Genomic DNA, 24,534 nt, shown 5'->3' on the forward strand with positions numbered 1-24,534 from the left:
CCGCCACACCGGCCCACCCCAGGGAATGTCATGTCCGACGACCGGTATCGCACCCCAATCGCACTTGCTGACCCTTCAGCCTCGACGCCGCAGGCCTCGAGCGGCACGCCGGCGGCGTCGCCGCCGGGCCGGGTTCCCCGCACTCGCGCCGGCTCGGCGTGGTTCGGCATCTGTGCCGCCGCGTTGCTCTCCGTGGTGCTGATCATCTTCATCGGGCAGAACACCCGTAGCGTGCAGGTCAACTTCCTGGGCCTGGAGGGCAGCCTGCCGCTGGCCCTGGCGCTGCTGATCGCGGCCGCCGGCACGGCAATCCTGATCATGGCGGTCGGCACGGTCCGCATCGCCCAGCTACGCCGCCGCCTGTCCCGCCAGCGCTAGACCACCCCATCGCATGGTCTCGACGCCGTTGACGCCGTTGACATCAGTGGCGGCGGAAGGAGCCGACATGAAAGTCGCGACTGCCACCACTTACATGACCATCACCTCGGCGACGCCACCGTCCGTCCCGCGGCTGCGCCTGGAACCCACCGGCTCCCCACGCGCCCTGCTCGACGGCGCCTGGTGGGGTGACCGGTGAGGTCGGATCGCACCGCGTCGGACGACGGCACACGGGCCCGCCAGGGACGGGAGCGGTATGCCGGCGCGCGTCCGTCCCGAGGTGCGCTGCCTGATCACAAGACCGCACCACGGGGTGCCACCTCGAGGGCGGCGACGCCTCGGCCGTACAGCACTACGAGGCGGTCGCCGTGCCTGCATCGAAGCACACCGGCATCCTGGGCAAGGATAGAGATCACATTGTCGATGACCTCCTCCTCGGTGTCCGCGTCAGGTTCCTCGAAAGTCACGTCCATCCGATCGCCGCCCATGAGACGAGCGCGCAGCACAACCGTCGCCATATTTCGGACTGTAGACTCGACATCAGGGTCGTGGGGTAGATCCGTCACCACGCATCCACCCGGCCCGACGTCGGCGCGCATCGCCAGGATCAGCCGCCGAACGCCGTCGATCACGACGCCCACATTCACCACGCCAGCCGTGGATCCTCGCCGGAATCGGCCCCGATCACGCATCCGCGATCACGCAAATCCGCAAAGCCGCCACAATGAAAATGGGGAAATGCCATGCACATCGACAGATCTGAAATCACCTCCGTCTTACGATCCAGAGGGCTGAACGCGAGGGCCGACTGGGTGGAACGAGATCTGCCAGAGCTCGTCGACACGTACAAGAACGCCGCCCTGCTCCACATGCTCGGCATCGACCCCGCGGGCATCTTGCACACCGACGTCGACCCGGGACACGGCTGAGCAAAGGGCTGTTCACTCGTTCGTGGCGCCCTTCCGCACATGTGGGTGATGTCGTAGCGTTTCCGTTGACGCGAGTCCAATGCTCGCGATCTGTCGCTTCGGTCCCCGGGCGGCGCACGTCTTCACGTCGCCCCCGAGGAGTCCCGGTGTCAGCGTTGACCGATCACGTCAATTTCTGTCGGGCCGTCCGCCTGCCCGAATCCGCGTCGCCCGGCCCGCCCGGTGGCCCCGAGCGACTGCGATGGTTGATCCGCCGGATTGGCGATGACGACCATGGCGCGTTCTCCGAGCTGTTCGACCAATGCGCATTCCTCGTGTCGCGCCGTTTAGGTCATCAGGTGCCGGAACGGCATCAGGTCGCCGGCGTCCTCGCGGCCACTTTCGTCGAGGTGTGGTGGCTCGCCGGATGCCACGTCGATCCGGACACCGATGTGATGATGTGGATCGACGAGATCAGCCGGCGGCGCGCCGCGGAAAGCCGGCCCACCACCTCGCCCGGCCCGGGCCTGCTCGGCGCGCCGTGGGCGCCGGGCGTCGAGGTGGAACTCGCCGGACTACTCAGACGACGTCACCCGCCACCCCTGGGCATGCGGCGGACGACCGCCGGGCTCAGTGGCCGCAGGTCTTGCTGATGATGTCCCGCTGAATCTCGCCGGCGCCTGCGCGAGGCGTTCCTCATCGGCTTAGCGCCGCAGCCGAATCCGGACTCGAATTCGGGGTTCCGGGCGAGCGTCGTCGCTCGCCGGCGAAGCCGGCCGCGGCCAGGGCCAGCCCGACCGCGACGAGCGCCACGCCGACCCACGCCGGAGCCAGGTAGCCGAGGCCTCGGGCGATCACCAGCCCGCCGAGGGCCGCGCCGAGGCTGTTGGCCAGGTTCAGCGCCGACTGGCTGACCGCCGCGCCCATCAGCTGGGCGCTCGGCGCGACTTGAATGAGCCGGGCCTGCAGCGCCGGGCCGACGAAGAGGCTGGTCCCGCCGGCCAGGAACGCGCCGAGGAACAGCCCCGCGGTGGTGTCGGCGATCAACGCGAACGCCACGATGGCGGCGATCGACGCGGTGAACCCGGCGAGCATGGCCCGCCGCAGGTCCCGGTCGGCCAGCCAGCCGCCGAGTGCGTTGCCCGCGGCCATGCCCAGCCCCATCGCCACCAGCACCCACGGCACGGTGCCCGCGCCCAGGCCGGCCACCTCGGTGGTGACCGGGGCGAGGTAGCTGTACACGGCGAAGAAGCCGGCGAACCCGGCGGTCGCGGTGGCCGCGGCCAGCCAGACCCGCGGGGTGCGCAGGGCCCGCAGCTCGCCCGCCGGCGAGCCGCCCGGCGTCGCGGCGACCTCGGGCACCAGCATCCGGACCGCGGCCAGGGTGATCAGGAAGACCGCGGCGATGACCAGGTACGCGACCCGCCACCCGGCCACCTGCCCGAGCCGGGTGATCAGGGGTACGCCGACGATGTTCGCCGCGGTGAGACCGCTGAGCACCACGGCGTACCCGCGGGCCTGCCTGCCCGGCCCCATCAGCGTGGCCGCGAGCAGCCCCGCCGCGCCGAAGTAGGCGCCGTGCGGCAGCGCCGCCACGAACCGGGCCAGCAGCACCAGGCCGAAGGTGGGCGCGACCGCGGAGGCAACCGTGCCGGCGACGAAGAGCGCCAGCAGCCCCAGCACCAGCTTGCGGCGGGGCACGCGCGCGGTCGCGGCGGCGATCACCGGCGCGCCGACGACCACGCCCAGCGCGTACGCGGTGATGGTCCAACCGCCCTGCGCCACCGCGTCGGCCGGCGACTCCGCGTAGGCCTGCGGCAGCAGGCCACGGCTGATCTCCGGCAGCAGGCCCATCGCCACGAACTCGGTCAAACCGATCGCGACGCCGCCCATGGCGAGGGCTCCCAGTGCGCCCCAGCGCAGGTTACGGCTCAGTTGATCCACGAGGCGCGACTCTAGGTCGCGTTCACGTGTCAGGGGTCGTGAGATGCGTCTCCCACCTGGCTTTCGTCCGGCCGAGGGCGTCAAATGGTGACGTGACGCATCGTTGTCTATCGATGGGAGACGGGATGACAGAGCTCGAACCGGCGCTGGTCCGTACGGCCTGGCGGACCGCCGAGCCCATCCACGGCATGATCTATTTCGCGCCGGAGGCTCACCAGCGCTATGCCGCACTCGGGTTGCAGGGGCGGACGGGCTACTTCGCCTCTCGGGCCGCCGCGTTCGGGCCGGTCGGCGCGGAGACCGTCATCGCCACGTTCTTCAACTTCAACCCCGCGCTGGTACGGGCCGCGATTCCGGCGGCCTGGCGGATCGCCACACCGGACGACATCCTGCGTACGCGTCTCGAGGCGGCCGATGCCGCGCTGCGGCGGGCCTGCGAACCGGACCTGCTCGCCTCGCCCGAGATGGCCGAGGCGGCGAGCCTGGCCAGGCGGGCGGCCGAGTCGGCGAGCGAGCACCCCGAGGGGCGACCACTGTTCGCGGCGACCTCGGCGCTGCCCTGGCCGAAGGAGCCGCATCTGGTGCTCTGGCATGCGCAGACGCTGCTCCGCGAGTACCGGGGCGACGGCCACGTCGCCGCCCTGCTCCTCACGGGACGGTCCGGGATCGAGGCCCTCGTCCTGCACGCCGCCACTGGCAGAGTCGCGCCCGAGGTACTGCGGCGGACCCGCGGCTGGAGCACCGACGAGTGGGAAGCCGCCGCCGATCGTCTGCGCTCCGGCGGACTGGTCGAGGCCGGCGACGAGCCGGCGCTGACCGAGGCCGGCCGGGCGCAGCGACAGTGGGTCGAGGACCGGACCGACCTGCTGGCCGCGCCGGCGTACGCGGTGCTGGGCAGCGCCGGTTGCACGCGGCTCGCGGAGCTCGCCGGGCCGATCAGCCGCGCGGTATCCGAGGCCGGCCTGCTGAACGTCTCCAGCGTGGTCTGATCGGAGCACCCGCCGGGCGTGGCCGGGCCCGGCGGGCGCACCGATCAGGCGAACACGTCCTGCTGGTAGCGGCCCGCCGCCTCGAGCGACCGCAGCCAGACGTCCGCCTGCTCCGCCGTGGCACCGGTGTGCCGCCGGAAGAGCGCCGCCAGTTCGCCGCGGACCGCCGGGGCCATCCGGGCGCCGTCGCCGCAGAGATAGATGTGCGCACCCTGCTCCAGCAGCTCCCACACCGCGTCGCCGTCGGCCGCGAGGGCCTCCTGCACGAAGCGGTACGGGTGCTCCGGCACCGCGGAGAACGCCACGTGCAGGTCCACCACGCCGTCCGCGGCCCACTGCCGCATCTCGTCGCGGTAGAGCCAGTCGTGCTCCGGGTGGCGGCAGCCGTAGAAGAGCTTCGCCGGTCCCCGGTCCTGCTGGGTGGCCCGTTCCTGCAGGAAGCCGCGCAGCGGGGCGAAGCCGGTGCCGGGGCCGATCAGGATCATCGGCGTAGCCGGATCGGCGGGCGCCCGGAACTCCGGCGTGGGCACCCGCACCTGGCCGAAGAACGTGTCGCCGGGCTGCAGCCGCGCGAGATACTGCGAGCACATGCCGCGGTACCGGCCCTGCCCGGCCAGCGCCGGGCCGTCCACCAGGCCCACGGTCAAGGTCACCTCACGCGGCTTGTCCAGCGGCGCCGACGAGATCGAGTAGAAGCGCGGGCGGATCGTGCCGCACAGCTCGAGGAACGCCGCGAGCGGCAGCTCGATCGCCGGGAACCGCTCCAGCAGAGTCAGCAGGCTGACCCGCTTGGCCAGGATCTCGTCCGCGTAGGAGCGCCGGGCCTCGTCGGTGTCCGCGGACCAGCCCGCCAGCTGACCGGTGGTCCACGGGCACCGGGTGTACCCGGCGAGCACGCCGAGCTGGCTGCGGGTCACCGGCTCCTGCAGCTCGACGAACTCGGTGAGCAGCACGTGTGCCGAGACCGGCACGCCGATCGGCAGCGAGGTGCGGCGCTCGCTGTCCTGGGCCAGCCGGATCACCTGGTCGTGCGGCACCCGCAGGGTGTGCAACGCCCAGGAGACGAGCTCGGGGTCGTTCTTCGCGTACACGGCGAGGTGGTCGCCCGCGGCGTAGCCGACACCCTCGGGCAGCAGGGCGGTGAGCGCCTTCACACCGGGGCGCGGCGCCTCGCCGGGGAAGTCCCACCAGGCGGTGGCGTCGTCGACCAGTTCGTCGACCCCGAGCACCATGATCGGGTAGGCCTGGTCGGACACCACGGCCGGGCGGACCTGGTCCTCGCCCAGCACCTCGACCTGGTAGCGGGCGCCGGCGGCCTGCTCGCCGGTGGCGCCGTACGCCTGCGCCAGCGCCGCCCAGAAGCGGTCGAACCAGGCCGTGGCCATGCCGTCGAAGTCGCCGGCGGCGTCGGTCTCGCCGCGCGGCACGATCGCCGTCGCGCCGGCCGCGGCCAGGGCGGCTTCGACCCGCTGCGGGAAGGCCTGGTAGGTCGTCCACTGCGTGTTGCCGTTGCCCAGGACCGCGTACTGGACGCCGGTCAGCGCGCCGGCCGGGATCTCACACGCGTCGAACCGGCCGGCGTTGTCCGGGGCCTTGCCGTTGTAGCTGGAGGTGACGACCGCGAGCAGGCCGTCGCCGGGCAGGTCGGCGGCGAGCTCGTCGAGGGTCTGCACGCGGACGTCGAAGCCGGCCCGGCGGGCCCGCTCAGCCAGCTGCTGCGCGAGCTCCTCCGAAGTGCCGAGATTCGATCCGTACGCGACGCGCAGCCGTACCCCCGCCGCCTGCAGGTCCGCGGTGACGGCGACCGGCGCGGCCTGCTCGGGTGCCGCGACGCTGAGCCGCTCGTGCGGCTGGCGCGGCCGGACCCGCAGGACCAGGCCGTCGGGCTTGATGGTGAGGGTCTGCTTGATCGTCAGGCGGTGCCCGTGCGGATCGGAGATCGCGAAGCGCTGCAGGATCAGCGCAAGGGCCAGCCGCGCCTCGGTGAGCGCGAACTGCCGGCCGATGCAGGCCCGCTCGCCGTTGCCGAACGGCTTGTAGGCGTGCGGGTGGTGCTGCGCCTTGCGTTCCGGCAGCCAGCGGTCGATGTCGAAGGTCTCCGGGTCCGGCCACGCGCCGGGGTCGGTGTGCAGGGGCTTCATCAGGATCCCCACCTTCTGCCCGGCGGGGAGCGCGTAGCGGCCGCCGAGCAGGGTGTCCTCGCGGGCCATCAGGCCGATCGCCGGGATCGGCGAGAGCAGCCGCAGGGTCTCGTCCAGGATCCGCGGGATGACGTCCAGCTTCATGATGGTGTCGTAGCTGGGCACCGTCTCGCCGGGCAGCATCCGGTCGACCTCGGCGTACGCCTGTGCCAGCACGTGCGGGTTGCGCAGCAGCAGGTGCAGGGCGAAGGCGAGGGTGCCGCTGGTGGTCTCGTGCCCGGCGATCAGGAACGTGAGCACCTGGTTACGGATGTTCTCGTCGGACAGCCGCCCGCCGGTGACCGGGTCGGCCGCCTCCAGCATCAGGCCGAGCAGGTCCTGTGACGTGGTCCCGGCCGCGCGGCGCGCCCGGATCACGTCGTCGACCAGGTCCTGCATCGAGGCGATGTCCGCCCGATATGCCGCATCTGCCCGGCGCTTGAGCCCGGTGATCGCGGGCAGCTGCCGGGTCCGGTCCATCGCCTCGGTCAGCGCCCGGCCCATGGCCTGCAGGAACGGGTGCAGCTCGGGCTGCTCGAAGGAGCGGAACTGGTAGCCGAACCCGGTGAGCGCGATGGTGTCCAGGGTCAGCCGGGTCATGTCGTCGGTGACGTCCACGTCGGTCTTGGTCTCCCAGGAGCCGACGAGCGCCTGCGCGACGTCCAACATGTCCGAAAAGTAGGCCTTCATGGACCGCTGACTGAAAGCGGGCAGCAAGATCCGGTGTGCCTGACCCCAGCTCTCCTCACCATCACGGGCGGTGAAGAGTCCGTCACCCGCGAAGTCCCGTACGTGCGCCAGCGGCGGGTCGATCGGCTTGTAGAACCGCGTTTCGTCGCAGACCTCGGCGACCAGGTCCGGGTCGTACACCAGCACCACATGGCGGCCGGCCAGGTTCAACCTGAAGATGCCCTCCGGATGCCGCGCCGCAAGGTCGGCGAAGAACCGATGGGTTCCCTCGACCGGAATCTGTAGTCCATTGCCGACGATCGGCAGGCCACGTGGGGCGGGAATCGGTTCGGACAATGGGAACCTCCTGAGCCATACGGTGTAGGGCTGCTACCGTACGGCGTATGCCTGCCGCAGCGAAGCCCCGAGAGACACGGCTCACGCGAGAGGGCATCCTGGACACCGCGCTGAAGATGGTCGACGCCGACGGTGTCGAGGCATTGAGCATGCGGAAACTCGCCGCCGAACTCGACGTCAATCCGATGTCGCTCTACCACCACGTCGACAACAAGGCGGCCCTGCTCGACGGTCTGACACGGATGGTCACCGAGGGTGCACGCGACGTCGTCGTCGGACCCGGCACCTGGCAGGAACAGCTTTACGAGCTCGCGCACCGGTTCCGCACGCTCAGCCTCGGCCACCGCAACCTGATCCGGCACGCCTTCACCAGCGACGACTTCGTGCAGCGCGACGGTCCGATGTGGCGCTCGCTCTGCGCGATCCTGCGCACCGCCGGGCTGGACGAGCCCGAGTCGGAGCGGGTCGGCGCGGTGCTCGCCGCGCTGGTCGGCGGGCTGCTGCTGACCGAGGTGAACGGGACGATGCGCCGGCTGATCGGCGACGAGGACTCCGACGACACCGGGTTCTCCCTGGCCGTGTGGCTGCTGATCGACGGCGTGGCCGCCCGGCGCTAGGGCCTGCTTGCTCAGGGTGAGCTAAGGGTCACGCCGGGTCTCGCAGGGCCTCGTAGTAGGGCTTCATCGCCGGGAGATAGTCGTCGAAACTCGGCGTGGGCAGGCCGTCACGCGCCGCCACCAGCATGTCCAGGTAGTACTCCCAGCCCGGACCGATCTCGCCGACCCCGTCGGCGGTGTCGAGGTGGTGCACGAGCCGGAGCTCGGTCTTGCCGTCCGCGTGCGACAGCAGCAGCTCGAGCCGCCAGCCGCCGGCCTCGTCGCTCGTCGACACGGCCAGCCGCCGCGGTGGTTCACAGGCGTCGATCCGCACGTCGAACCACGGCGCCGTCTCCTCGTAGGCCATCTGCACCTTGATCGTGCGGCCGGGTGCGGCATCACCCTGCCACGCGCCGAACCACCGGGCGGTGCGATCGGATTCGGTCACGCTGGCCCACACGTCCTCGATAGTGGCCCGGAACACGCGGCTGACGACGAGGTCGGTGCCGTCGGCGGCCGGGAAGAGCCGGCCGGTCGGTGCGCTGCTCATGCCGTGTTCTCCTGTCGTTGATCCGTCGCGTCGCGCCGGCGGCGCTCGCGCCGGGTCCGATAGACCTCGGTCTCCAGCGCGTCCAGGCGGCGCTCCCAGCCGGCGGCCGGGGCGAACTGGCCGAGCCACTCGATCAGGCCGGCGAACCGCGAACCGTCGACCTCGTAGAGGCGCCGGCGGCCGACGAGCGTGTCGCGGACCAGCCCGCTCTCCCGGAGCACCCGCAGGTGGCGGCTGACGGCGGGCCGGCTGATCGCGAACCGGTCGGCGATCTCCCCCGCGGCGAGCCGCTGCTCGCGCAGCATCACCAGGATCTCCCGCCGCACCGGGTCGGCGATCGCCGCGGCCACGTCGTCCACCCGAGAAGCGTAACCATCGTGTTACGCATTAGCAAGGACATCTGTCTCCGCGTACGTCTACGGTGGCTCTGTGTAAGCCTGGCGCCCAGCCGTATCCACATCGCCGGATTTGGCGAATGTTGGCTGGTAAAGTCGCCGCGTTCGGCCGGGTGGCCGAGCGGTCTGGGAGGTTGTGATCGTGCTCAATGCCGGGTCGAGCGCGCGATTCGCGCAGCTTCTGACGGACCAACAGGATCAGCTGCTCAAGCGCTGGGCCACGCTGTCCCTCCGGGGCGGGCGCGGCCGGGCGACGGAGGCCGAACTCGTAGCCCAGATCACCGACCTCCACGCGGCCCTGTTGAGCGCGCTGCGCGCCGACGCGGAAACCGACCTGCAGGCGGAGGAGGCGGCCGAGCTGCGGGCGACGCTTGCCGAACTGTCCGGAACCCGGGCGCGGCGCGGGTTCACGCCGGGCGAGACCGCGAGCACGATCCTGTCCTTGAAGGACGCGGTCTTCGAGGGGCTCGACGGGGCCGACTCGACGGTGCTGAGCGATTTTGTCAATTTCTCCCGTTTCGTCGATGAGCTGGCACTCTTCACGTTTGAGACGTATGTCCAAACCCGGGAAGAGGTGATCGTCGAGCAGAACCATCAGCTCCTGGAGCTGTCGACGCCGGTGATCAAGCTGTGGGACGGCGTGCTGGCCGTGCCGCTGGTCGGCACCCTGGACTCGGCCCGGTCCCAGGTGGTGATGGAGAGCCTGCTGCAGGCGCTGGTCGACACCGGCTCGGCGTACGCGATCCTCGACATCACCGGCGTGCCGGCCGTGGACACGCAGGTCGCGCAGCACATCCTGAAGACGGTGATGGCGGCCCGGCTGATGGGCGCCGAGTGCATCATCTCCGGCATCCGGCCGCAGATCGCGCAGACCGTGGTGTCGCTGGGCATCGAATTCGGTGACATCGTCACCAAGGCGAGCCTCGCCGACGCCCTGCTGCACACGCTGCGGGCCAGCGGTTCCGACGTGGTACGCCGGACGCGCAGGGCCTCCTGATGGAACGGGTCCCCGTCCTCAAGATTCGCGACACCCTGCTCGTGTCGATCCAGGTCGACATGGACGACCACACGGCGCTGGCGTTGCAGGACGACCTGACCGAGCGGATCGTGGACACCGGAGCGCACGGTGTGATCATCGACATCACGGCGCTGGACATCGTCGACTCGTTCATCGGCCGGATGCTGTCGACGATCGCGTCGGTGTCCCGGGTGCTGGACGCGGAGACCGTCGTCGTCGGGATGCGCCCCGCGGTCGCGATCACGCTGGTCGAGCTCGGGCTGTCGCTGCCGGGGGTACGCACGGCGTTGAACGTCGAGCGCGGGATGGATCTGCTCGCGCGGACCGCGCCGGCGCGGGCGGACGCGATCTTCGATGAGGCGGATGACGACCACCACGACGACTCTGTCGGGGATGGAGTGCTGACCTCATGAGCGCGATGCTGCGGTGACGATGGGTGGCCCGACGGTGACCGGCCGGGCCGATGGCGCCGACGGCACGCTCCCGATCGTGCGGGACGACGACGTGGTCCGGGTCCGCCAGGCGGTCCGGGCGGCGGCCGTTGCGGTGAAGTTGTCGCTGGTGGACCAGACCAAGCTGGTCACGGCGGCCAGTGAGCTGGCCCGGAACACTTTGATCTACGGCGGCGGCGGCCACGTGGAGATCGAATCGGTCAGCAACGAGCGTCGCCGAGGTGTGCGGCTCGTGTTCATCGATGAGGGCCCCGGCATCGCGGACCTCGACCTGGCGTTGACCGACGGATACACCAGCGGCGGGGGCCTCGGGCTCGGGTTGTCCGGCGCCCGCCGGTTGACGGACGAATTCGACATCGCCACGACGGTCGGCCAGGGTACCCGGATCTCGGTGACCAAGTGGGCCCGCTGACCGGGCGAGCCGGCGGCGCCGCCCCGGTCAGCGATGGCGAGGCGGAGGACGTCGGCTGGTTCCGGATCGCCGAGCCGGCCACGACGGGGACGGTCCGCCGGGCTGCGGCGGACGCCGGTCGGCGGTTGGGCCTGGATGAGGCCCGGGTCGGGCAGCTGTCGATCGCCGCGACCGAGCTGGCCAGCAACCTGCACAAGCACGCCGTCGACGGCACGATGCTGGTGCGGTGCCTGCGCCGCGACGGGGTCGGCGGGGTGCTGCTGGTGGCGGTCGACGCGGGTCCCGGCATGGTCGACGCGGCCCGCAGCGGGCGCGACGGCTACTCCACGGCCGGCACGTTGGGCATCGGCCTGGGCGCGATCGAACGGCTCGCCACCCGCTACGACGCCTACTCGCTGCCCGGCCGGGGCACGGTCGTGGCGGCGGAGTACTGGGCCGATCCGGCCCGGCCGGGCCAGGCCGACGTCGCCGAGGTCGGCGGGATCGTGCGGCCCATCACCGGCGAAGAGGCGTGCGGGGACGGATACGCCGTGCGCCGTACCGCCAGGGGTCCACTGCTGCTGCTCAGCGACGGCCTCGGCCACGGCGTCCTGGCGGCCGGGGCGTCAGCGGCCGCGGTCGAGGCCTTCCATACCGGCCCGGACGAGTCGCCCGCCGCGATGGTGGAATGGCTGCACAAACGGATGGGGCATACCCGTGGCGCCGCGATCGGCGTCGCCGCCGTCGACCGGGACGCGCGGACCGCCCGCTTCGCCGGCCTGGGCAACATCGCCGCCCACGTCGTGCGTCCGGGCGAACGCAAGCTCATGGTGTCGATGCCCGGCATCGCGGGACATCAGCGCCGGACCGTCCGCGAGTTCACCTACGACCTGCCGCCGGACGCCGCCGTGGTCCTGCACTCCGACGGGCTGACCGACCGGTGGCGCATCGACGACTACCCCGGCCTGCTCGGCCGCTCGGCGCTCGTCGTCGCCGCGACGCTGCTGCGCGACGCGGGCGTGCGCCGCGACGACGCGGGTGTGCTGGTCGCAATGCCACCGGAGACGCTGCCGTGACGCAGCTGCTGCGGTTCACCGCCCGCGGCGAACGGGACGTCTTCGCGGTCCGTCAACGCGGTCGCGAGGTCGCCGAGGCGATCGGGTTCGACCAGCCGGACCAGGTCCGGCTGGCCACGGCCCTGAGTGAGGTCTGCCGCCATCTGCTGCCGGCGGCCCGCTCCGCCGTCGTCACCTTCACCCTCCTCGACGGCCGGATCGAGGTGACGCTGGAGGCGTCCGGGGCCGTCGCCAGCGGCCCGAACTCCGGCCTCGCCGACGGGATGCGCGCCGCGGCCCGTCTGCTCGACACCGCCGAGCTCGTCGACGGCGACGCGACGGTGGCCGTACGGCTCGGCCGCCGCCTGCCGGCGACGGTGAACCTCGACCCCGAGGCCGTCTCCGGGGTCCGGTCCGAACTGGCCCGCTCCGGCCCGACGAACGCCCTGGACGAGCTGGGCGTTCAGAACGCGCAGCTGATCGCCGCGCTGGAGCAGGCGCAGCGGCACCGCGACGAACTGTTGGGCCTCAACTCCGAACTCGAGGAGACCAACCGCGGCGTCATGGCCCTGTACGCCCAGCTCTCGGACGAGATGGAGCAGACCAACAGCGGAGTGGTCGCCCTCTACGCCGAACTGGACGAACGGTCCGCGCAGCTGCGCGAGGCGAACGATGCCAAGAGCCGTTTCCTGCGTAACGTCAGCCACGAACTGCGGGCTCCGGTGACCGCGATCCTCGGCATGACCCGGTTGGCCCTCGACCCGGGCTCCGAGCCGCTGACCGCCGAGCAGACCTACCAGCTGTCCTTGATGCAGTCCTCGGCCCGCGATCTGCTGTCGCTGGTCAACCAGCTGCTCGACCTCGCCAAGGCCGAGTCGAACCGGATGGAACCGCGCTGGGCGGCCGTCGACCTGGCCTCGGTGTTCGCGCAGCTGCGCGGCACGCTCCGGCCGCTGGCCCGGCCCTCGGTGGAGTTGACGGTCGACGAGCCGGCCGGCGTCCCGTCGCTGGTGAGCGACGAGGCGATGCTGGTGCAGATCCTGCGAAACCTGCTCACCAACGCGCTGAAGTTCACCGAGCACGGCGAGGTCCGCCTCGAAGCCCGCTACGACCCCGACACCCGCCGGGCCGTCCTCGCCGTCGCCGACACCGGAATCGGCATCGCCCCCGCCGACCAGGACCGGATCTTCGAGGAGTTCTACCAGGTACGCGACGCCCAACGCGACGCCGCGCCCGGCACCGGCCTCGGCCTGCCCTACGCCCGCCGGCTGTGCATCCTGCTCGGCATCGAACTGACCCTGACCAGCGTCCCCGGCCGCGGAAGCACCTTCACCCTGTCGGTGCCGCGCACCCCGACGGACAGCCCGGCATGAGCGCCGAGGATTACGCGGCGACGATCCTCGTCGTCGACGACAATCCGACGAAGCGGTACGTCATATCCAGCTGGCTGCGGCGTGCCGGACACACCGTCGTCGAGGCCGCCACCGGCACCGAGGCCCTCGATCGCCTCGCCACCACGACAACCGTGGATCTGGTCGTGCTCGACGTCGTCCTGCCCGACATCGGCGGCTTCGAGGTCTGCGAGAGGATCAAGGCGAACCCGGCCACCGGGTCGTTGCCGGTCGTGCACATCTCGGCGACGGCGGTCGACGTCAGTGACCGCACCCAGGGTCTCACCCGCGGAGCCGACGCCTACCTCGCCGAACCCATCGACCCCGACGAGCTGATCGCGACGGTCCACGCCCTGCTGCGCTACTTCCGCGCCCGCAAACGTGCCGAACACCTCGCCCAGCGGCTCGCCGACCTCGCCGAGACGACGCTGCACGTCAACCAGGCCACCACGTTCGCCGTGCTCCTCGAGGCCGCCGCCGCCGGCACCGCGAACATGTTCCGGCGGCCGGCCGCCATCACCGCCGTCACCCCCGAAGGCGAGCCGCTCGTCGCCGGCAGCGCCGGGCCCGGCGCGGACCCCGACACCCGCCCCTGGCGGGACGGCACACCGGCGACGCCGGCCAGCCCCGGGTCGACGCTGCATCCGGGCACCGCCCCGCCCTGGCCCGGCCTCGCCGGCGTCCCCGACGGCACGCCGCTGTGGGTCGTCTCCACCCGGCACCGCCCCCAGCGTCCCGCCGCACACATCATCGTGCCCGCCGAAGGGCTCAACGCCGACGACGCCACCGTCCTGACCCAGCTCGGGCAGGCCGTCGCGCTCGCCATCGACGCGATGCGCGCGCAGGACGAGGACCGTCGCACCGCACTCACCCTGCAACGAAGTCTGCTGCCGCGCGCCATCCCGAGAGTCGCCGGCATCGACCTCGCCGTGCGCTACGTGCCCGCGAGCACCCACGCCGAGATCGGCGGCGACTTCTACGAACTGCTCGCCATCGACGACACCCTCATCGCCGCCCTCGGCGACGTCGCCGGGCACTCCCTGCGCGCCGCGACCGTCATGGCGGAGCTACGGCACGTCCTGCGCGCGTACGTCGCCGAAGGGCACCCGCCCGACACCGTCGTCAAGCGGCTCAACAGCATGATGCGGCGGCTGCTGCCGGACGAGACCGCCACCCTGTGCCTGCTCCAGATCGACCCCCGCACCGGGCACGGCCACCTCGCCAACGCCGGCCACCTCCCGCCCATCATGCTCACGGCCGACGGCCAAGCCCGGTTCATCGAGGGCCGGACACCGCTGCTCGGCGTCGACATCAACCGCACGCCCGGCGTCACCCTTCACCTGCCCCCGGGCGCCACCCTGGTCATGGTGACCGACGGGCTCATCGAGCGGCGTACCGAACCCTTGGACGACAGCCTGGAACGGCTCCGGCAGGCGATCACGAACACCGGCCCGGATCTCGAGGAGCTGTGTGACCGGCTGCTGAGCACGTTCGTCACCGGACCCAACGAGGACGACGTCGCCATCGTCGCCCTCCGCCGCACGCCTTAGGATCACCCGGGGAAGGCGAACCGGGCCCAGACATGTTTGGTGTCGTCGGTGGCGTACCAGCCGAGGTCCGTGGCGAGACGCCGGGCCAGGTGCAGGCCACGCCCTCCGTGACCACGGTGGCCGCTTGCGACGGCGTAGGCGGGCTCGACCAGCGGATCGTGATCGGCGACGTCCAGGACGACGGACCCGGCGGCGTGCCGGAGCAGCACGGTCGCCGGCGGCGTCGCGTGCTTGAAGACGTTGGAGGCCAGCTCTGTTGCGACGAGCATCAGGCCCTCGGCCAGCATGCCGTCGTCGGCGTCCTGCGGGGCGAGGCGCCCGGAGGCGATGATCCTCAGGTCGCCGCGCAGCGGCAGCAGCTGCGTCGGATCGTCGAGGACCCAGCGCCGAATCTCCGCACCGGGATCGGGCGGGTAGGTGGAATGGAGAAACCCGCTCATCTGGCCCCCGACGGGCAGCTCACCGGCCGGGTCATGATCGTCGTTGTCGCCATCGCCGATCCCGTCCGTCGCCGTCGACCGCTCGAGGTGTCAAGCAACCTGCTGGAACACTACGGCCCAGACCAGTCATTGCCCAGCAGGTTCGCCCGTCGGCTCTTCGATGGCCGCCGTCCGCGTGCTGAGGTCCTCGTCCGTGATGTGCCGGACGACCCGGCAGGGCACCCCGACGGCGACGGTCATCGCCGGGACGTCGTGGGTCACGACGCTGCCCGCGCCGACGACGGCGCCGTACCCGATGCGGACGCCGGGGAGCACGACGACGTTGCTGCCGATCCAGACCTTGTCCTCGATCACGATGGGTTCGGAGAACCGCCGGAAGTCCACCCGCAGGTCCGGGTGGACCGGGTGCCCGGTCGTGGTCAGCGTGGTACCCGGCGCGATCATGACGCCGTCGCCGATCCGGATCTCCACATCGTCGACGAAGGTCAGATTGACGTTGCCGAAGAAGTCGTCGCCGATGTGCACGTTGCTGCCGAAACCCGCATGGAACGGTGAAAGCAGCACGGTGCGGGCGCCGACGGACCCGAGGATCGCCTCGAGCAGCGACCGGCGGCGTTCCGTATCGCTCGGGCGGGTCTGGTTGTAGTCGAAGATCAGATCCGAGCGGCGCAGCGGTCCCTGGAAGGACGCCTCCGATTCCGTGTAGAGCCGGCCCTGCCGAATCCTCTGCAGCACCTCCTGGTCACGATCCAACATGGCTCCTCGCTCGACATCCGGATGGTCATCGGTGGGACTCCCGCCCGTTACCGGCGCAGGCCCGGTGGAGCCTACTGAACGCGCAGGTCGCGCGGGCCGATGTCGGCGCGATGCCCGGCCGCCACGCCTCGTTCCCGCCGGGCGACGCGCTGCTGGCGTAAGTCCTCGCCGCCTTACGCCCGCGGCTCTGTCGCCGTGCGAGGCTGGCGGCGGGTCTGAAAGGATTCGACGGCAGACCGCATCGACGTGGCGGAGCACGGCTACGGGCCCACGGCAAGCAAGGGAGAGCCATGCGCGAGGACTTTCAGGCCGAGCTCGACCGGGTCGGCAGCACGCTGGTCACCATGGCGATGGCGGCGCGGGAGACGATGCGGCAGGCGAGCAACGCCCTGATCACCTCCGATCACACCGTCGCCCAGCAGGTGACCGACCGCGACGCCGAGATCGACGTGCTCTACCGCGTCGCCGAGGACCGGGCCTACGACCTGGTCGCTCGCCGGCAGCCGATCGCCGACGACCTGCGCAAGGCCGTGACCTCGATCCAGGTGGCCGCCGATCTCCGGCGGATGGGTGGCCTCGCCGTACACGTGGCCCGTTCCGTCCTGCGCCGCCACCCGGCGCCCGCGGTCGTTCCCGAGCTGGCCGAGCTCTTCCAATCGATGGGTACGGTGGCCGACGGGCTCGCCGGCAAGATCGTGACGGCGCTGACCGACCACGATGCGGTCCTGGCCGCCCAGCTCGACCGCGACGACGACGCCATGGACCACCTGCACCAGCGCCTGTTCGCCGTCCTGGTCAGCCCGGACTGGCCGATGGGCATCGAGGCGGCCGTCGACGGCGCGCTGCTGGGCCGTTACTACGAGCGCTACGCCGACAACGCCGTCAACGTCGGCCACCACGTCGTAGCCCTGCTCACCGGCAAGGGCGACTGACGCCGGTCAGGCCACGACGTCGGTCCGGTGCAGGCGCTGGCGTGGCACGCCGGCCTTGGTGAGCTGGTCGGAGATGCGGCTGGAGGCGTCGTGCACGCACATCGCGACCTGGTGATCGTCGCCGAGTTCGCAGGCCGCGGACACGGTGCCCGCGCTGATCGGGTCGAGGTGGGACACGGCGGACAGGTCGAGGATGAGCCGGGGCGGCCGCACCTTGCGTACCGTGTGGACCAGAATGCGCTGGAGTTGCACCAGGGCGGCGGCATCGATCACGCCGGCCGGTCGGATGACGACCGTGTCGTCGGGTTCCGTGCGCACTTCGACCTCGGGCGCATCCATTCGGTTCACCCTTCGCTACCTCTTTGTTCAGCTCCGAGACAACGGTACGACCGCGGCCGCATCGGGTCGATCAGGTCATCGGCTCCATCTGACAGCTCATCCGACGATGGGGACACTCACGTGCGGATCCAGCGGTGGTAGGCGTCCAGGTCGACGTTGCCTCCGCAGATGATGGTGGCCACGTGGCGGCCGGCGAAGCGGTCACGGTCCTCCAGGACGGCCGCGACGCCGAGGGCCGCCGAGGGTTCCACCACCAGGCCGGCCTGCTCCAGGAGCATCCGCATGCCCGCCACGATGGACGACTCCCGGACCAGGACGGCGTCGTCGGCGACCGCGAGGAGGTCGTCGAGGACCGCGGGGATGGGGAACCTGCCCGCGACGCCGTCGGCGATGGTGTCGGCTGTGTCGGTGGTGACGACCCGGCGCTGGTGCCAGGAGCGGGTCATCGCCGGTGCGCCGAGGGGCTGCACACAGATCACCTCGACGTCCGGCGAAAGGCTCTTCAGGGCGTAGCCCACGCCGGTGGCGATCGCGCCGCCACCCAGGGCGATCAGGACGGTGTCGAAGGAGGACCTCGCGGCCGCCAGCTCCAGGCCGATGGTCGCCGCGCCCTCGCAGGTCTCGATGTCGACGCTGTCCTGGACCAGCCGGATGCCTCGTTGCAGCGCGATGCTCGCGGCCCGCTCGCGTGCCGCCTCGAAGTCGCCGTCGACCAGCTCCAACTCGGCACCCAGCGCGCGGATCCGGTCGAGCTTGACGGCGGGCGCCCCGCGTGACGCCACGACCGTCACGTCGAGGCCGCGGCGGCGACCGGACCAGCCCAGCGCCTGGCCGAGGTTGCCGGCGCTGGCGCACACCGCCGCGGTGCGGCCCTGGCCGGCGAGCAGGTTCGCGACCAGTTCGGTGCCGCGTGCCTTGAAGCTGCGCACCGGGTTCGCCGTCTCCAGCTTGATGCTGATCGTGCAGCCGAGCTCACGCCCCAGCGCGTCGCACCGATAGAGCGGAGTATTCAGAAAGATCGGGTCGATGTCGCTCCGGGCCGCGCGGATCCGGGCGAGATCGAGGCGCGTCGTGATCATGTCCCGCAACGTACCGCGCTCCGGGTAGTAGGTCAGGCCACTGTCACGCCGGCCGCGGCGCGGCCGCCCCGGCGTGCCGTCTTCTCCGCGTACAGCGCGGCGTCGGCGTGCGCGTACAGCGTGGCGAAGTCGGCGCCGTCGGTGTTCCACTCGGCGGCACCGATGCTGGCGGCGGTGCGCGACGCGAGCGCGGCGCGCAGCCGCTCGGCCTCCGCCTTGACCTCGGCGCCGGGGATCAGCGCCACGAACTCGTCACCGCCCAGGCGTCCGACGACAGACCCGGACGGCACGTTCGCCGTCAGGGTGGTCGCCACCCAGCCCAGCAGTTCGTCGCCCGCGGCGTGCCCGGCCGTGTCGTTGAGCGTCTTGAAGCCGTCCAGGTCGAACAGCACGAGACCCATCGGCCGGCCCGCGCGCAGCCGGCCGGCGATCCGGTCGTCGATGCCACGGCGATTGAGCAGGCCGGTCAGGGCGTCCGTCTGCGAGAGGTCGATCAGGCGTCGGCGCCGCTGGGCGCTGGCGCGCCCCTGGGCGGCGCACACGGCGGCGACCACGCCGAAGGAGAGCAGATGCATGATCGCGTACGCCGGGTCGGTGTCGCCGACGGTGGCCGCCAGCACCAGGTAGGCCGCGGCGTCCAGGGCGATGATCGGCACGGCCACCCGCAGGCGCGCGCCGAGCGCGAACAACGTCATCGGCGCCAGCATGCCCACGCCGGTCGGCGAGGAGACGCCCCCGTCCAGCACCGGCGCGCCGATTGCCAGGGCGAGCAGCGGCACCGCATTGAGCGCCATCAGCGGCCGCACATACGCGGAGCGGCTCAGCCGCCCGGCGATCGCGATGACGCCCAGGCCGTACAGCACCCCCAGGACGCACACCACGCCGAGGGCCAGCCGGTGCGGCGACTGGGTGGCGAACCCGACGGCGTACACGGCGCCGACGAAACTGTCGGCGGCGCAGATCCGGCCCATGTCGGCGATGGCTCGGCGCCGGCGCTCCGTGCGGGTGACACGGGTCGCCCTGGGCCCGGCCGTCCGCTCACGGGCCTGCTCGACATGCCGCTCGACGGGGACGCGGCCGGCGCGGGTGGTCTTGTCCGCGTACGCGCGGGCGTCTGCGAGCCGGCGCAGCTCCTCGACCGTGCCCGCCTCGGCCGGGCAGCTCGCGTAGCCGAGACTGGCCGGCGCGCCGTGCTCCAGCGCGGCGCGCAGCCGGTCGACGATCGCGGGTGCGTCCTGCGGACCGGTTCCGGTCAGCAGCGCGCCGAACTCGTCGCCGCCCAGCCGGCCGACCCGGTCGGTGTCGCGTAGCGCGCCGCTCATGGTGCGGGCCGTGGCGGCCAGCACGTCGTCGCCCGCCCGGTGACCCCAGGTGTCGTTAATGATCTTGAACTTGTCCAGGTCGGCGAGGAGCAGGGTGACCGGTTCGCCGCCCTGGCTCGCCCGGGCCACCGCGCGCTCCAGGTGCTCGTCGAAGCCGCGGCGGTTCAGGCTGCGGGTGAGCGGGTCGAGGCGGGACACCTCGGCCAGCCGGCGCCGCAGCGCGGCGAGGGCCGCGGCGTGCCGCAGGCACAGGATCGAGACTCCGCCCAGGCCCAGCGTGTAGACCACGGCGTACCCGGCGGGAGCGGGCTCGCCCAGCACGGCCACTACCCAGTACGCCACCGCGGCGAGTACCGCGGTCACGGCGAACGCCCGGGGCGGCATCATGATCGCGTAGAAGACGACGGAGATCGGCACGAGCGCACCGAGCGGGCCGGTGATGCCGCCGTCGAGCAGGCTGAGCGTTGCCGATCCGGCGATGCTGACGAGCACGGCCAGGGCCTGCACCGTCACGCGCGCCCGGGACCGGGCGATCCACGGCGCGGCGCGCCAGACGGCGCCCGCGGCCGCGCACATCACGGCGGCGACGGCGAGCATGAGCGGACGGTGCGACCCGTGCGGCGTGGCCGCGAGGTACAGGGCGACGGCGGCCGGCCCGAGCATGGCGCGAGCGCCGCTGATACGCACGGTGGCCGCGCGCGAGTCCCGGCGGGTACGCGGCGGCTCGGCGCTTGCCTCGGCGTGCATCGGCGACCATCCAGAACCGGGGGTAGCGGTGGCGCTACGGGTTCTCTATCGCCCACGCACGGCGGATGTTGAGTGGATGTTCGTCAGGAAAGGTTTCGGAGCCCCAGCATCGGCCGGAGGATGCGGTCGACCACGTGGAGCACCCACGGCTCGTCGAGCGGCTGCCCGCTGAGCAGCAGCCGGTGCCAGAGCAGCGCCTTGCAGACCTCGATGACGGCGCCGGCGTCCGGCGGGCCGGCGAGCTCGCCACGGGCCACCGCGCGCGCGAAGACGAACTCCGCGTCGGCGACACCGGTCTCCAGGACGTGCTCGTGCAGGAGCCGGCCGAGGCCGGGATCGGTGCGGATCGCCGACAGCAGGCTCAGCACGATCGGCTGCTTGCGCTCGTAGACGCGGCAGAAGGCGTTGAGCGCCGCGACGAGGTCGCCACGCAGCGAGCCGGTGTCGGCCAGCGGCGGGTGTTCCAGCATCATGCCGTGCAGGGCGGCGGCCACCATGGCGGGCTTGCCGGACCAGCGGCGGTAGATGGTGGCCTTGCTGGCCCGGGCCCGGCGCGCCACCTCGTCGATCGACATCCGGTCGTAACCCAGCTCGGCCAGCAGCTCCCGGACGGCGTCGAGGATGGCCTGCTCACGTGCCGGATCGAGGCGGTACTGCGTGGTGGCCGGTGACTGCGGCAACCGGCCCTCCAGGTCAGTCGGCGACGGTGACCGTACCGTATCGCACCCCGGTGAGCTCCTCGGAGATCGTCCAGAGCCGGCGGGCATCTCCCTCGTCGCGTCCGCGTTCGGACACCTCGATCCGGGTCGGGTTGCCCTTGCGCTCGCCGGGGCCGTCCGGCCCGTACGCCTCCATGCTTTTGACCTCGGGGTCGGTCGCCGCGTGCAGTGAGGGAAGGGCGCCCGCCTCGGCCGACTGCGCCGACAGCCGGGCGAGCGCGATGAGCGCCGACCGGACCGGGTTGCCGGTGCGGGCCAGGTCGGTGTGCGCGACGCCGGGGTGCGCGAGGACGCTGGTCAGCGGGGTCCGGCGGCCGAGTTCGAGGGCGAACAGGACGTTGGCCAGCTTGGACTGGGTGTAGGCGCCGAACTTCGAGTAGCGGCGCTCACCCATGAGGTCGTCGAAGTTCATCCGGCCGCGCCGGTGCAGCCCGCTGGTCACGGTGACGACCCGGGCCCGGTCGCCGGCCAGGAGCGCGGGCAGGAGCAGGCCGGTCAGGGCGAAGTGGCCGAGGTGGTTGACGCCGAACTGCCGCTCGAACCCGTCCACGGTCACCGCCCGCGGCAGCGCCATCACCCCGGCATTGTTGATCAACAGATCGAGTCGGCCGTACCCATCGAGGAATCTGTGCGCGAAGCGCCGCACCGAGCCGAGGTCGGCGAGGTCGAGCTCCCACCACCCGGCCCCCGGAATGCCGTCGTTGCGATGCCGCGACGCGACGACGACGCGCCAGTTCCGGGCCGCGAGTTCGCGTGCCGTGTGAAAGCCGATACCGCCGGACGCGCCGGTCACGATCGCAAGTTTCTCCGTCATGTACGAAACGGTACCGTACACCGTCAAGGGCGGGCATTGACAGGCGTCGTAATCTATCAAATATCAAGTATTGGCTCCGACGGATCCGTGCGAGGGATGATGGGCCGTTATCGCCGCTTGCGCCGGATCGCCGGTCTCGACCCGGAGCGCGACCACCTGGAGATCTACCAGCTGTCGGCCGGGCTCGAGTTCCCCTGGGACTACACCCGCGCGCTGGAGTTCGCGCTGTTCCGCACGTACTGCGTGCCGAGCGTCTCGCGGCTGCTGGCGGCGACCGGGGAGTTCCGCGACCGGCCCCAGCGGCGCTACGACGACACGCTGCTGCTGATGGCCGAGATCGCGGCGCACGGCTACGACTCGCCGCGCGGCCGGGAGGCGCTACGGGTGGTGAACCAGGCGCACGGCCGTTACACGATCAGCAACGAGGACATGCTGTACGTGCTCTCCACCTTCGTCTACGACCCGATCGACTGGCTCGACCGCTACGGCTGGCGCGCGCCGCACGACAACGAACGACTCGCGGCGTTCCACTACTACCGCGAGGTGGGCAGGCGCATGGGCATCCGGGACATCCCGGCCGGCTATGCCGAGTTCCAGGCGTTCAAGCGGGAGTACGAGCGGCTCACCTTCGTCTACGCACCGACCAACCGCGAGATCGGCGAGTACACCCTGGAGCTGTTCGCCTCCTGGTTCCCGCGGCCGCTGCGGCCCGCCGCCCGCCTCGGTGTGCGCGGCATGCTCGACGAACCGATGTTGCGCGCGTTCGGCTTCGATCCGGCCCCGCGCTGGGTGTCCCGGTTGGCGCACGCCGCCCTGCGGGCCCGGGCCGGCGCGCTGCGGTTCGCGCCGCCCCGCCGCCGCTCGGTGCTCGGCGTGGCGCCACGCAACCGCAGCTATCCCGGGTATCCCGACGGCTATCGTCCGGCCGACCTCGGCCCGGCCGCTCCCCCGGCGGACCTGCCCACCGAGTTCCGGCGTCGTGGCTGACCGTCTCCGCAACGCCGCCCTGGCCGCCGGGCTGCTCCTGCTGCTGGGCGCGACGGGCCTGTTCCTGGTCCGCTACCGGGTGTACGCGGTGCCGACCGGGTCGATGGCGCCGGTGATCACGCCGGGCGACCGGATCGTCGTGGACACCTGGTCCCGCGGCGCCGACCGCGGCGACATCGTGCTGGCCGACGCCGCGGCGGTGCCGGGCGGCGGCGAGGCGCAGGTGGTGAAGCGGGTGGCGGCGGTCGCCGGCGACCGCATCGGCTGTTGCGACGACGCCGGCCGGGTGCTGGTCGACGGGGTGCCCGCGCCGGGCTCCGCGGGCGCGGGCGGGCCGCCCTTCGCGGTACGGGTGCCGGCCGGACGGCTGTTCCTGCTCGGCGATGATCCGGCCGTATCGGTGGACTCCCGGGCGGCGGCGTCGACGGGTGACCCGGCGGACGGCGACGGGACCGTCGACGCCGGCCTGGTCCGTGGGCGGGTGGTCGCGGTGGTCCGGCTGCCGGGCGGTGCCCGTACGCTGCCCGACCGCTCGGCCGCGGCGTTGCGCCGCGTCTGCGGGGCCGCCGCGGCCGGGCTCGCGCTGGTCCTCGCCGCCGGCGTGCTGGCGGCTATCGCCGGGAACGGGCGCCGACGTCCGCGGAGAGGTCGCTGCCCCGGACCGTACGGGCGCGGATGAAGACCTGGCCGGCCCGCACGTCGTTGCCGGAGAAGACCGGCAACGTGAGGTCGAGCGGCAGCCAGGTCGGGATCAGGCCGGCGGTGATCTCGATCGGCAGCACCTCGATGTCGAGGTACGGGACGGTGACGACGCCGCTCAGCCGGGTCGCGTAGATGTCGACGTCGTCGATGTCCAGGTCGATGCCGAGCTCGAGACGGGGCCCGGGGTCGGTCGTGGTGATCCGGTAGTTGTCGGCCTTGAGGTTGTCGGCGTGGAAGACCAGCGCCTTGATCGTGCCGCCGTCGACGGTGGGCAGGTTGACGGCGCCCTTGACCGTGAAGCCGGTCGCCAGCAGCTTGTCGGCCCGGACCTGCGGCACGTGCTCGCCGGGACGCGGCGGGGCGGACTCCTCGGCCGACGCCGGCCGCGCCGCCGGCCCGGCCTCGACGATGAGCACCGCCGAGAGAAGGATCGTCAGGTACCCGCCACGGCGACCCTGCGCCGGGTTCCGGTGTGGTCGCCAGCCGAACGCCATGGCCGAGCCGAGCAGCGCCAGCAACGCCCCGACGCCGAGACCACCCAGGTTGGTGGTGACCACGGAGACCAGCGCGCAGACCGTGGTGATCACCGCCACGAAGGCCCGCTGCGCCGGCGCGAACCAGAAGAAGAGTCCGGCCGAGATCAGGATGACGCCGATCGCCGCGCCGGAGACGGCGGCCGTCCCGACGTGGATCATGACGGGCAGCGGGGCGAGCGGGATCAGCAGGATCACCGCCCCGCCCGTCACCACCGCGGCGCCGCCCCAGAACGGGCGGGTCCGGCGCCAGTGACGAAACGCGCGGCGCGGACGCCGGGCCGGCAGGAGTTCGTCGAGCCGTACGCCGGCCGCGCGCAGAGCGTTGGACACGGGGTCGC

At 71.9% G+C, this 24,534-nt stretch carries 27 protein-coding genes; 14 read left to right on the plus strand and 13 right to left on the minus strand.

Features of this window, described 5'->3' with window-relative positions:
* Positions 1–30 precede the first annotated feature (30 nt).
* Complete coding sequence (locus ACIBSW_RS11745) at positions 31–378, plus strand: lipopolysaccharide assembly protein LapA domain-containing protein (RefSeq protein WP_354717874.1); 348 nt, start codon at positions 31–33, stop codon at positions 376–378.
* Between the two features lie 67 nt (positions 379–445).
* The gene (locus tag ACIBSW_RS11750; protein WP_354717871.1) at positions 446–577 is read left to right on the plus strand and encodes a hypothetical protein; all 132 of its coding nucleotides are present in this window, start codon (positions 446–448) and stop codon (positions 575–577) included.
* A gap of 94 nt (positions 578–671) precedes the next feature.
* Here ACIBSW_RS11750 and ACIBSW_RS11755 read toward each other — a convergent pair whose 3' ends face one another.
* Entirely contained in the window at positions 672–1,028 is a 357-nt protein-coding gene (locus ACIBSW_RS11755; protein ID WP_404799304.1) for a hypothetical protein, read from the minus strand.
* Between the two features lie 425 nt (positions 1,029–1,453).
* Between ACIBSW_RS11755 and ACIBSW_RS11760 the strand changes: the two genes are divergently transcribed.
* A complete protein-coding gene (locus tag ACIBSW_RS11760) occupies positions 1,454–1,939 on the plus strand; it encodes a hypothetical protein (RefSeq protein ID WP_354717867.1) in 486 nt (161 codons plus the stop codon).
* A 43-nt stretch (positions 1,940–1,982) separates the two neighbouring features.
* Here ACIBSW_RS11760 and ACIBSW_RS11765 read toward each other — a convergent pair whose 3' ends face one another.
* Positions 1,983–3,230: an MFS transporter gene (locus tag ACIBSW_RS11765; protein WP_354717865.1), complete on the minus strand. Its 1,248-nt coding sequence runs from the start codon at positions 3,228–3,230 to the stop codon at positions 1,983–1,985.
* Positions 3,231–3,355: 125 nt separating this feature from the next.
* Here ACIBSW_RS11765 and ACIBSW_RS11770 point away from each other — a divergent pair, with 125 nt between their 5' ends.
* Positions 3,356–4,219, plus strand: a complete 864-nt coding sequence (locus ACIBSW_RS11770; RefSeq protein ID WP_354717863.1) for an SCO6745 family protein — start codon at positions 3,356–3,358, stop codon at positions 4,217–4,219.
* A 44-nt stretch (positions 4,220–4,263) separates the two neighbouring features.
* Here the strand turns inward: ACIBSW_RS11770 and ACIBSW_RS11775 are convergent, their stop codons facing one another.
* On the minus strand, positions 4,264–7,425 hold the full coding sequence (locus tag ACIBSW_RS11775; protein ID WP_354717861.1) for a cytochrome P450: 3,162 nt from the start codon (positions 7,423–7,425) through the stop codon (positions 4,264–4,266).
* Between the two features lie 47 nt (positions 7,426–7,472).
* On the opposite strand from ACIBSW_RS11775, the gene ACIBSW_RS11780 reads away from it, so the two are divergent.
* The gene (locus ACIBSW_RS11780; RefSeq protein ID WP_354717859.1) at positions 7,473–8,042 is read left to right on the plus strand and encodes a TetR family transcriptional regulator; all 570 of its coding nucleotides are present in this window, start codon (positions 7,473–7,475) and stop codon (positions 8,040–8,042) included.
* Positions 8,043–8,070: 28 nt separating this feature from the next.
* Here the strand turns inward: ACIBSW_RS11780 and ACIBSW_RS11785 are convergent, their stop codons facing one another.
* Both ACIBSW_RS11785 and ACIBSW_RS11790 read right to left on the minus strand, forming a co-directional pair.
* Complete coding sequence (locus tag ACIBSW_RS11785) at positions 8,071–8,571, minus strand: SRPBCC family protein (protein WP_354717857.1); 501 nt, start codon at positions 8,569–8,571, stop codon at positions 8,071–8,073.
* Positions 8,568–8,930: a metalloregulator ArsR/SmtB family transcription factor gene (locus ACIBSW_RS11790; protein ID WP_354717855.1), complete on the minus strand. Its 363-nt coding sequence runs from the start codon at positions 8,928–8,930 to the stop codon at positions 8,568–8,570. The genes ACIBSW_RS11785 and ACIBSW_RS11790 overlap by 4 nt, the downstream gene beginning before the upstream one ends.
* A gap of 175 nt (positions 8,931–9,105) precedes the next feature.
* On the opposite strand from ACIBSW_RS11790, the gene ACIBSW_RS11795 reads away from it, so the two are divergent.
* Genes ACIBSW_RS11795 through ACIBSW_RS11820 form a run of 6 tightly spaced genes read left to right on the plus strand, consistent with a single transcriptional unit; the run spans position 9,106 to position 14,823 of the window.
* A complete protein-coding gene (locus ACIBSW_RS11795) occupies positions 9,106–9,963 on the plus strand; it encodes an STAS domain-containing protein (protein WP_354717918.1) in 858 nt (285 codons plus the stop codon).
* Positions 9,963–10,397, plus strand: coding sequence for an STAS domain-containing protein (locus tag ACIBSW_RS11800; RefSeq protein WP_354717853.1), 435 nt, complete (start codon positions 9,963–9,965; stop codon positions 10,395–10,397). Before ACIBSW_RS11795 ends, ACIBSW_RS11800 begins: the two co-directional genes overlap by 1 nt.
* A gap of 19 nt (positions 10,398–10,416) precedes the next feature.
* A complete protein-coding gene (locus tag ACIBSW_RS11805; RefSeq protein WP_354717916.1) occupies positions 10,417–10,848 on the plus strand; it encodes an ATP-binding protein in 432 nt (143 codons plus the stop codon).
* Positions 10,836–11,903 (plus strand): SpoIIE family protein phosphatase, encoded by a 1,068-nt coding sequence (locus ACIBSW_RS11810; protein WP_354717851.1) that lies wholly within the window; start codon positions 10,836–10,838, stop codon positions 11,901–11,903. Before ACIBSW_RS11805 ends, ACIBSW_RS11810 begins: the two co-directional genes overlap by 13 nt.
* Positions 11,900–13,255, plus strand: a complete 1,356-nt coding sequence (locus ACIBSW_RS11815) for a sensor histidine kinase (protein ID WP_354717849.1) — start codon at positions 11,900–11,902, stop codon at positions 13,253–13,255. Before ACIBSW_RS11810 ends, ACIBSW_RS11815 begins: the two co-directional genes overlap by 4 nt.
* Positions 13,252–14,823, plus strand: a complete 1,572-nt coding sequence (locus ACIBSW_RS11820; RefSeq protein WP_354717847.1) for a SpoIIE family protein phosphatase — start codon at positions 13,252–13,254, stop codon at positions 14,821–14,823. The genes ACIBSW_RS11815 and ACIBSW_RS11820 overlap by 4 nt, the downstream gene beginning before the upstream one ends.
* 2 nt (positions 14,824–14,825) lie before the next feature.
* Here the strand turns inward: ACIBSW_RS11820 and ACIBSW_RS11825 are convergent, their stop codons facing one another.
* Both ACIBSW_RS11825 and ACIBSW_RS11830 read right to left on the minus strand, forming a co-directional pair.
* A complete protein-coding gene (locus tag ACIBSW_RS11825; protein WP_354717845.1) occupies positions 14,826–15,263 on the minus strand; it encodes an ATP-binding protein in 438 nt (145 codons plus the stop codon).
* Positions 15,264–15,389: 126 nt separating this feature from the next.
* Positions 15,390–16,019, minus strand: coding sequence for a sugar O-acetyltransferase (locus ACIBSW_RS11830; protein WP_354717843.1), 630 nt, complete (start codon positions 16,017–16,019; stop codon positions 15,390–15,392).
* Between the two features lie 290 nt (positions 16,020–16,309).
* Here ACIBSW_RS11830 and phoU point away from each other — a divergent pair, with 290 nt between their 5' ends.
* Positions 16,310–16,951, plus strand: coding sequence for a phosphate signaling complex protein PhoU (phoU, locus tag ACIBSW_RS11835; protein WP_354717841.1), 642 nt, complete (start codon positions 16,310–16,312; stop codon positions 16,949–16,951).
* Between the two features lie 6 nt (positions 16,952–16,957).
* Here the strand turns inward: phoU and ACIBSW_RS11840 are convergent, their stop codons facing one another.
* From ACIBSW_RS11840 to ACIBSW_RS11860, 5 genes are all read right to left on the minus strand, one after another.
* The gene (locus ACIBSW_RS11840) at positions 16,958–17,290 is read right to left on the minus strand and encodes an STAS domain-containing protein (RefSeq protein ID WP_354717839.1); all 333 of its coding nucleotides are present in this window, start codon (positions 17,288–17,290) and stop codon (positions 16,958–16,960) included.
* Between the two features lie 116 nt (positions 17,291–17,406).
* Entirely contained in the window at positions 17,407–18,369 is a 963-nt protein-coding gene (locus ACIBSW_RS11845) for a pyridoxal-phosphate dependent enzyme (protein WP_354717837.1), read from the minus strand.
* A 32-nt stretch (positions 18,370–18,401) separates the two neighbouring features.
* Positions 18,402–20,438 (minus strand): GGDEF domain-containing protein, encoded by a 2,037-nt coding sequence (locus ACIBSW_RS11850; RefSeq protein WP_354717836.1) that lies wholly within the window; start codon positions 20,436–20,438, stop codon positions 18,402–18,404.
* 83 nt (positions 20,439–20,521) lie between these two features.
* Positions 20,522–21,118 (minus strand): TetR/AcrR family transcriptional regulator, encoded by a 597-nt coding sequence (locus tag ACIBSW_RS11855; protein ID WP_354717834.1) that lies wholly within the window; start codon positions 21,116–21,118, stop codon positions 20,522–20,524.
* A 13-nt stretch (positions 21,119–21,131) separates the two neighbouring features.
* Positions 21,132–21,971 carry an oxidoreductase gene (locus ACIBSW_RS11860; protein ID WP_354717832.1) on the minus strand — a complete coding sequence of 280 codons (840 nt, stop codon included), beginning with the start codon at positions 21,969–21,971 and terminating at the stop codon, positions 21,132–21,134.
* Positions 21,972–22,088: 117 nt separating this feature from the next.
* On the opposite strand from ACIBSW_RS11860, the gene ACIBSW_RS11865 reads away from it, so the two are divergent.
* Entirely contained in the window at positions 22,089–22,958 is an 870-nt protein-coding gene (locus ACIBSW_RS11865; RefSeq protein ID WP_354717830.1) for an oxygenase MpaB family protein, read from the plus strand.
* A complete protein-coding gene (gene lepB, locus ACIBSW_RS11870) occupies positions 22,951–23,637 on the plus strand; it encodes a signal peptidase I (RefSeq protein WP_354717828.1) in 687 nt (228 codons plus the stop codon). The genes ACIBSW_RS11865 and lepB overlap by 8 nt, the downstream gene beginning before the upstream one ends.
* Here the strand turns inward: lepB and ACIBSW_RS11875 are convergent.
* On the minus strand, positions 23,570–24,526 hold the full coding sequence (locus ACIBSW_RS11875; protein WP_354717826.1) for a DUF6114 domain-containing protein: 957 nt from the start codon (positions 24,524–24,526) through the stop codon (positions 23,570–23,572). The genes lepB and ACIBSW_RS11875 overlap by 68 nt on opposite strands.
* Positions 24,527–24,534 lie beyond the last annotated feature (8 nt).

It is taken from the genome of Actinoplanes sp. NPDC049668 (genome assembly GCF_044465445.1).
Taxonomy (GTDB): Bacteria; Actinomycetota; Actinomycetes; order Mycobacteriales; family Micromonosporaceae; genus Actinoplanes.

What these genes read in the sequence shown, in the direction of transcription:
- ACIBSW_RS11745 (WP_354717874.1), top strand. Translation starts at nt 31, where the DNA reads ATGTCCGACGACCGGTATCGCACCCCAATCGCACTTGCTGACCCTTCA.
- ACIBSW_RS11750 (WP_354717871.1), top strand. Translation starts at nt 446, where the DNA reads ATGAAAGTCGCGACTGCCACCACTTACATGACCATCACCTCGGCGACG.
- ACIBSW_RS11770 (WP_354717863.1), top strand. Translation starts at nt 3,356, where the DNA reads ATGACAGAGCTCGAACCGGCGCTGGTCCGTACGGCCTGGCGGACCGCC.
- ACIBSW_RS11780 (WP_354717859.1), top strand. Translation starts at nt 7,473, where the DNA reads ATGCCTGCCGCAGCGAAGCCCCGAGAGACACGGCTCACGCGAGAGGGC.
- ACIBSW_RS11785 (WP_354717857.1), bottom strand. Translation starts at nt 8,571, where the DNA reads ATGAGCAGCGCACCGACCGGCCGGCTCTTCCCGGCCGCCGACGGCACC.
- ACIBSW_RS11800 (WP_354717853.1), top strand. Translation starts at nt 9,963, where the DNA reads ATGGAACGGGTCCCCGTCCTCAAGATTCGCGACACCCTGCTCGTGTCG.
- ACIBSW_RS11805 (WP_354717916.1), top strand. Translation starts at nt 10,417, where the DNA reads ATGGGTGGCCCGACGGTGACCGGCCGGGCCGATGGCGCCGACGGCACG.
- ACIBSW_RS11820 (WP_354717847.1), top strand. Translation starts at nt 13,252, where the DNA reads ATGAGCGCCGAGGATTACGCGGCGACGATCCTCGTCGTCGACGACAAT.
- ACIBSW_RS11825 (WP_354717845.1), bottom strand. Translation starts at nt 15,263, where the DNA reads ATGAGCGGGTTTCTCCATTCCACCTACCCGCCCGATCCCGGTGCGGAG.
- ACIBSW_RS11830 (WP_354717843.1), bottom strand. Translation starts at nt 16,019, where the DNA reads ATGTTGGATCGTGACCAGGAGGTGCTGCAGAGGATTCGGCAGGGCCGG.
- phoU (WP_354717841.1), top strand. Translation starts at nt 16,310, where the DNA reads ATGCGCGAGGACTTTCAGGCCGAGCTCGACCGGGTCGGCAGCACGCTG.
- ACIBSW_RS11840 (WP_354717839.1), bottom strand. Translation starts at nt 17,290, where the DNA reads ATGGATGCGCCCGAGGTCGAAGTGCGCACGGAACCCGACGACACGGTC.
- ACIBSW_RS11845 (WP_354717837.1), bottom strand. Translation starts at nt 18,369, where the DNA reads ATGATCACGACGCGCCTCGATCTCGCCCGGATCCGCGCGGCCCGGAGC.
- ACIBSW_RS11850 (WP_354717836.1), bottom strand. Translation starts at nt 20,438, where the DNA reads ATGCACGCCGAGGCAAGCGCCGAGCCGCCGCGTACCCGCCGGGACTCG.
- ACIBSW_RS11860 (WP_354717832.1), bottom strand. Translation starts at nt 21,971, where the DNA reads ATGACGGAGAAACTTGCGATCGTGACCGGCGCGTCCGGCGGTATCGGC.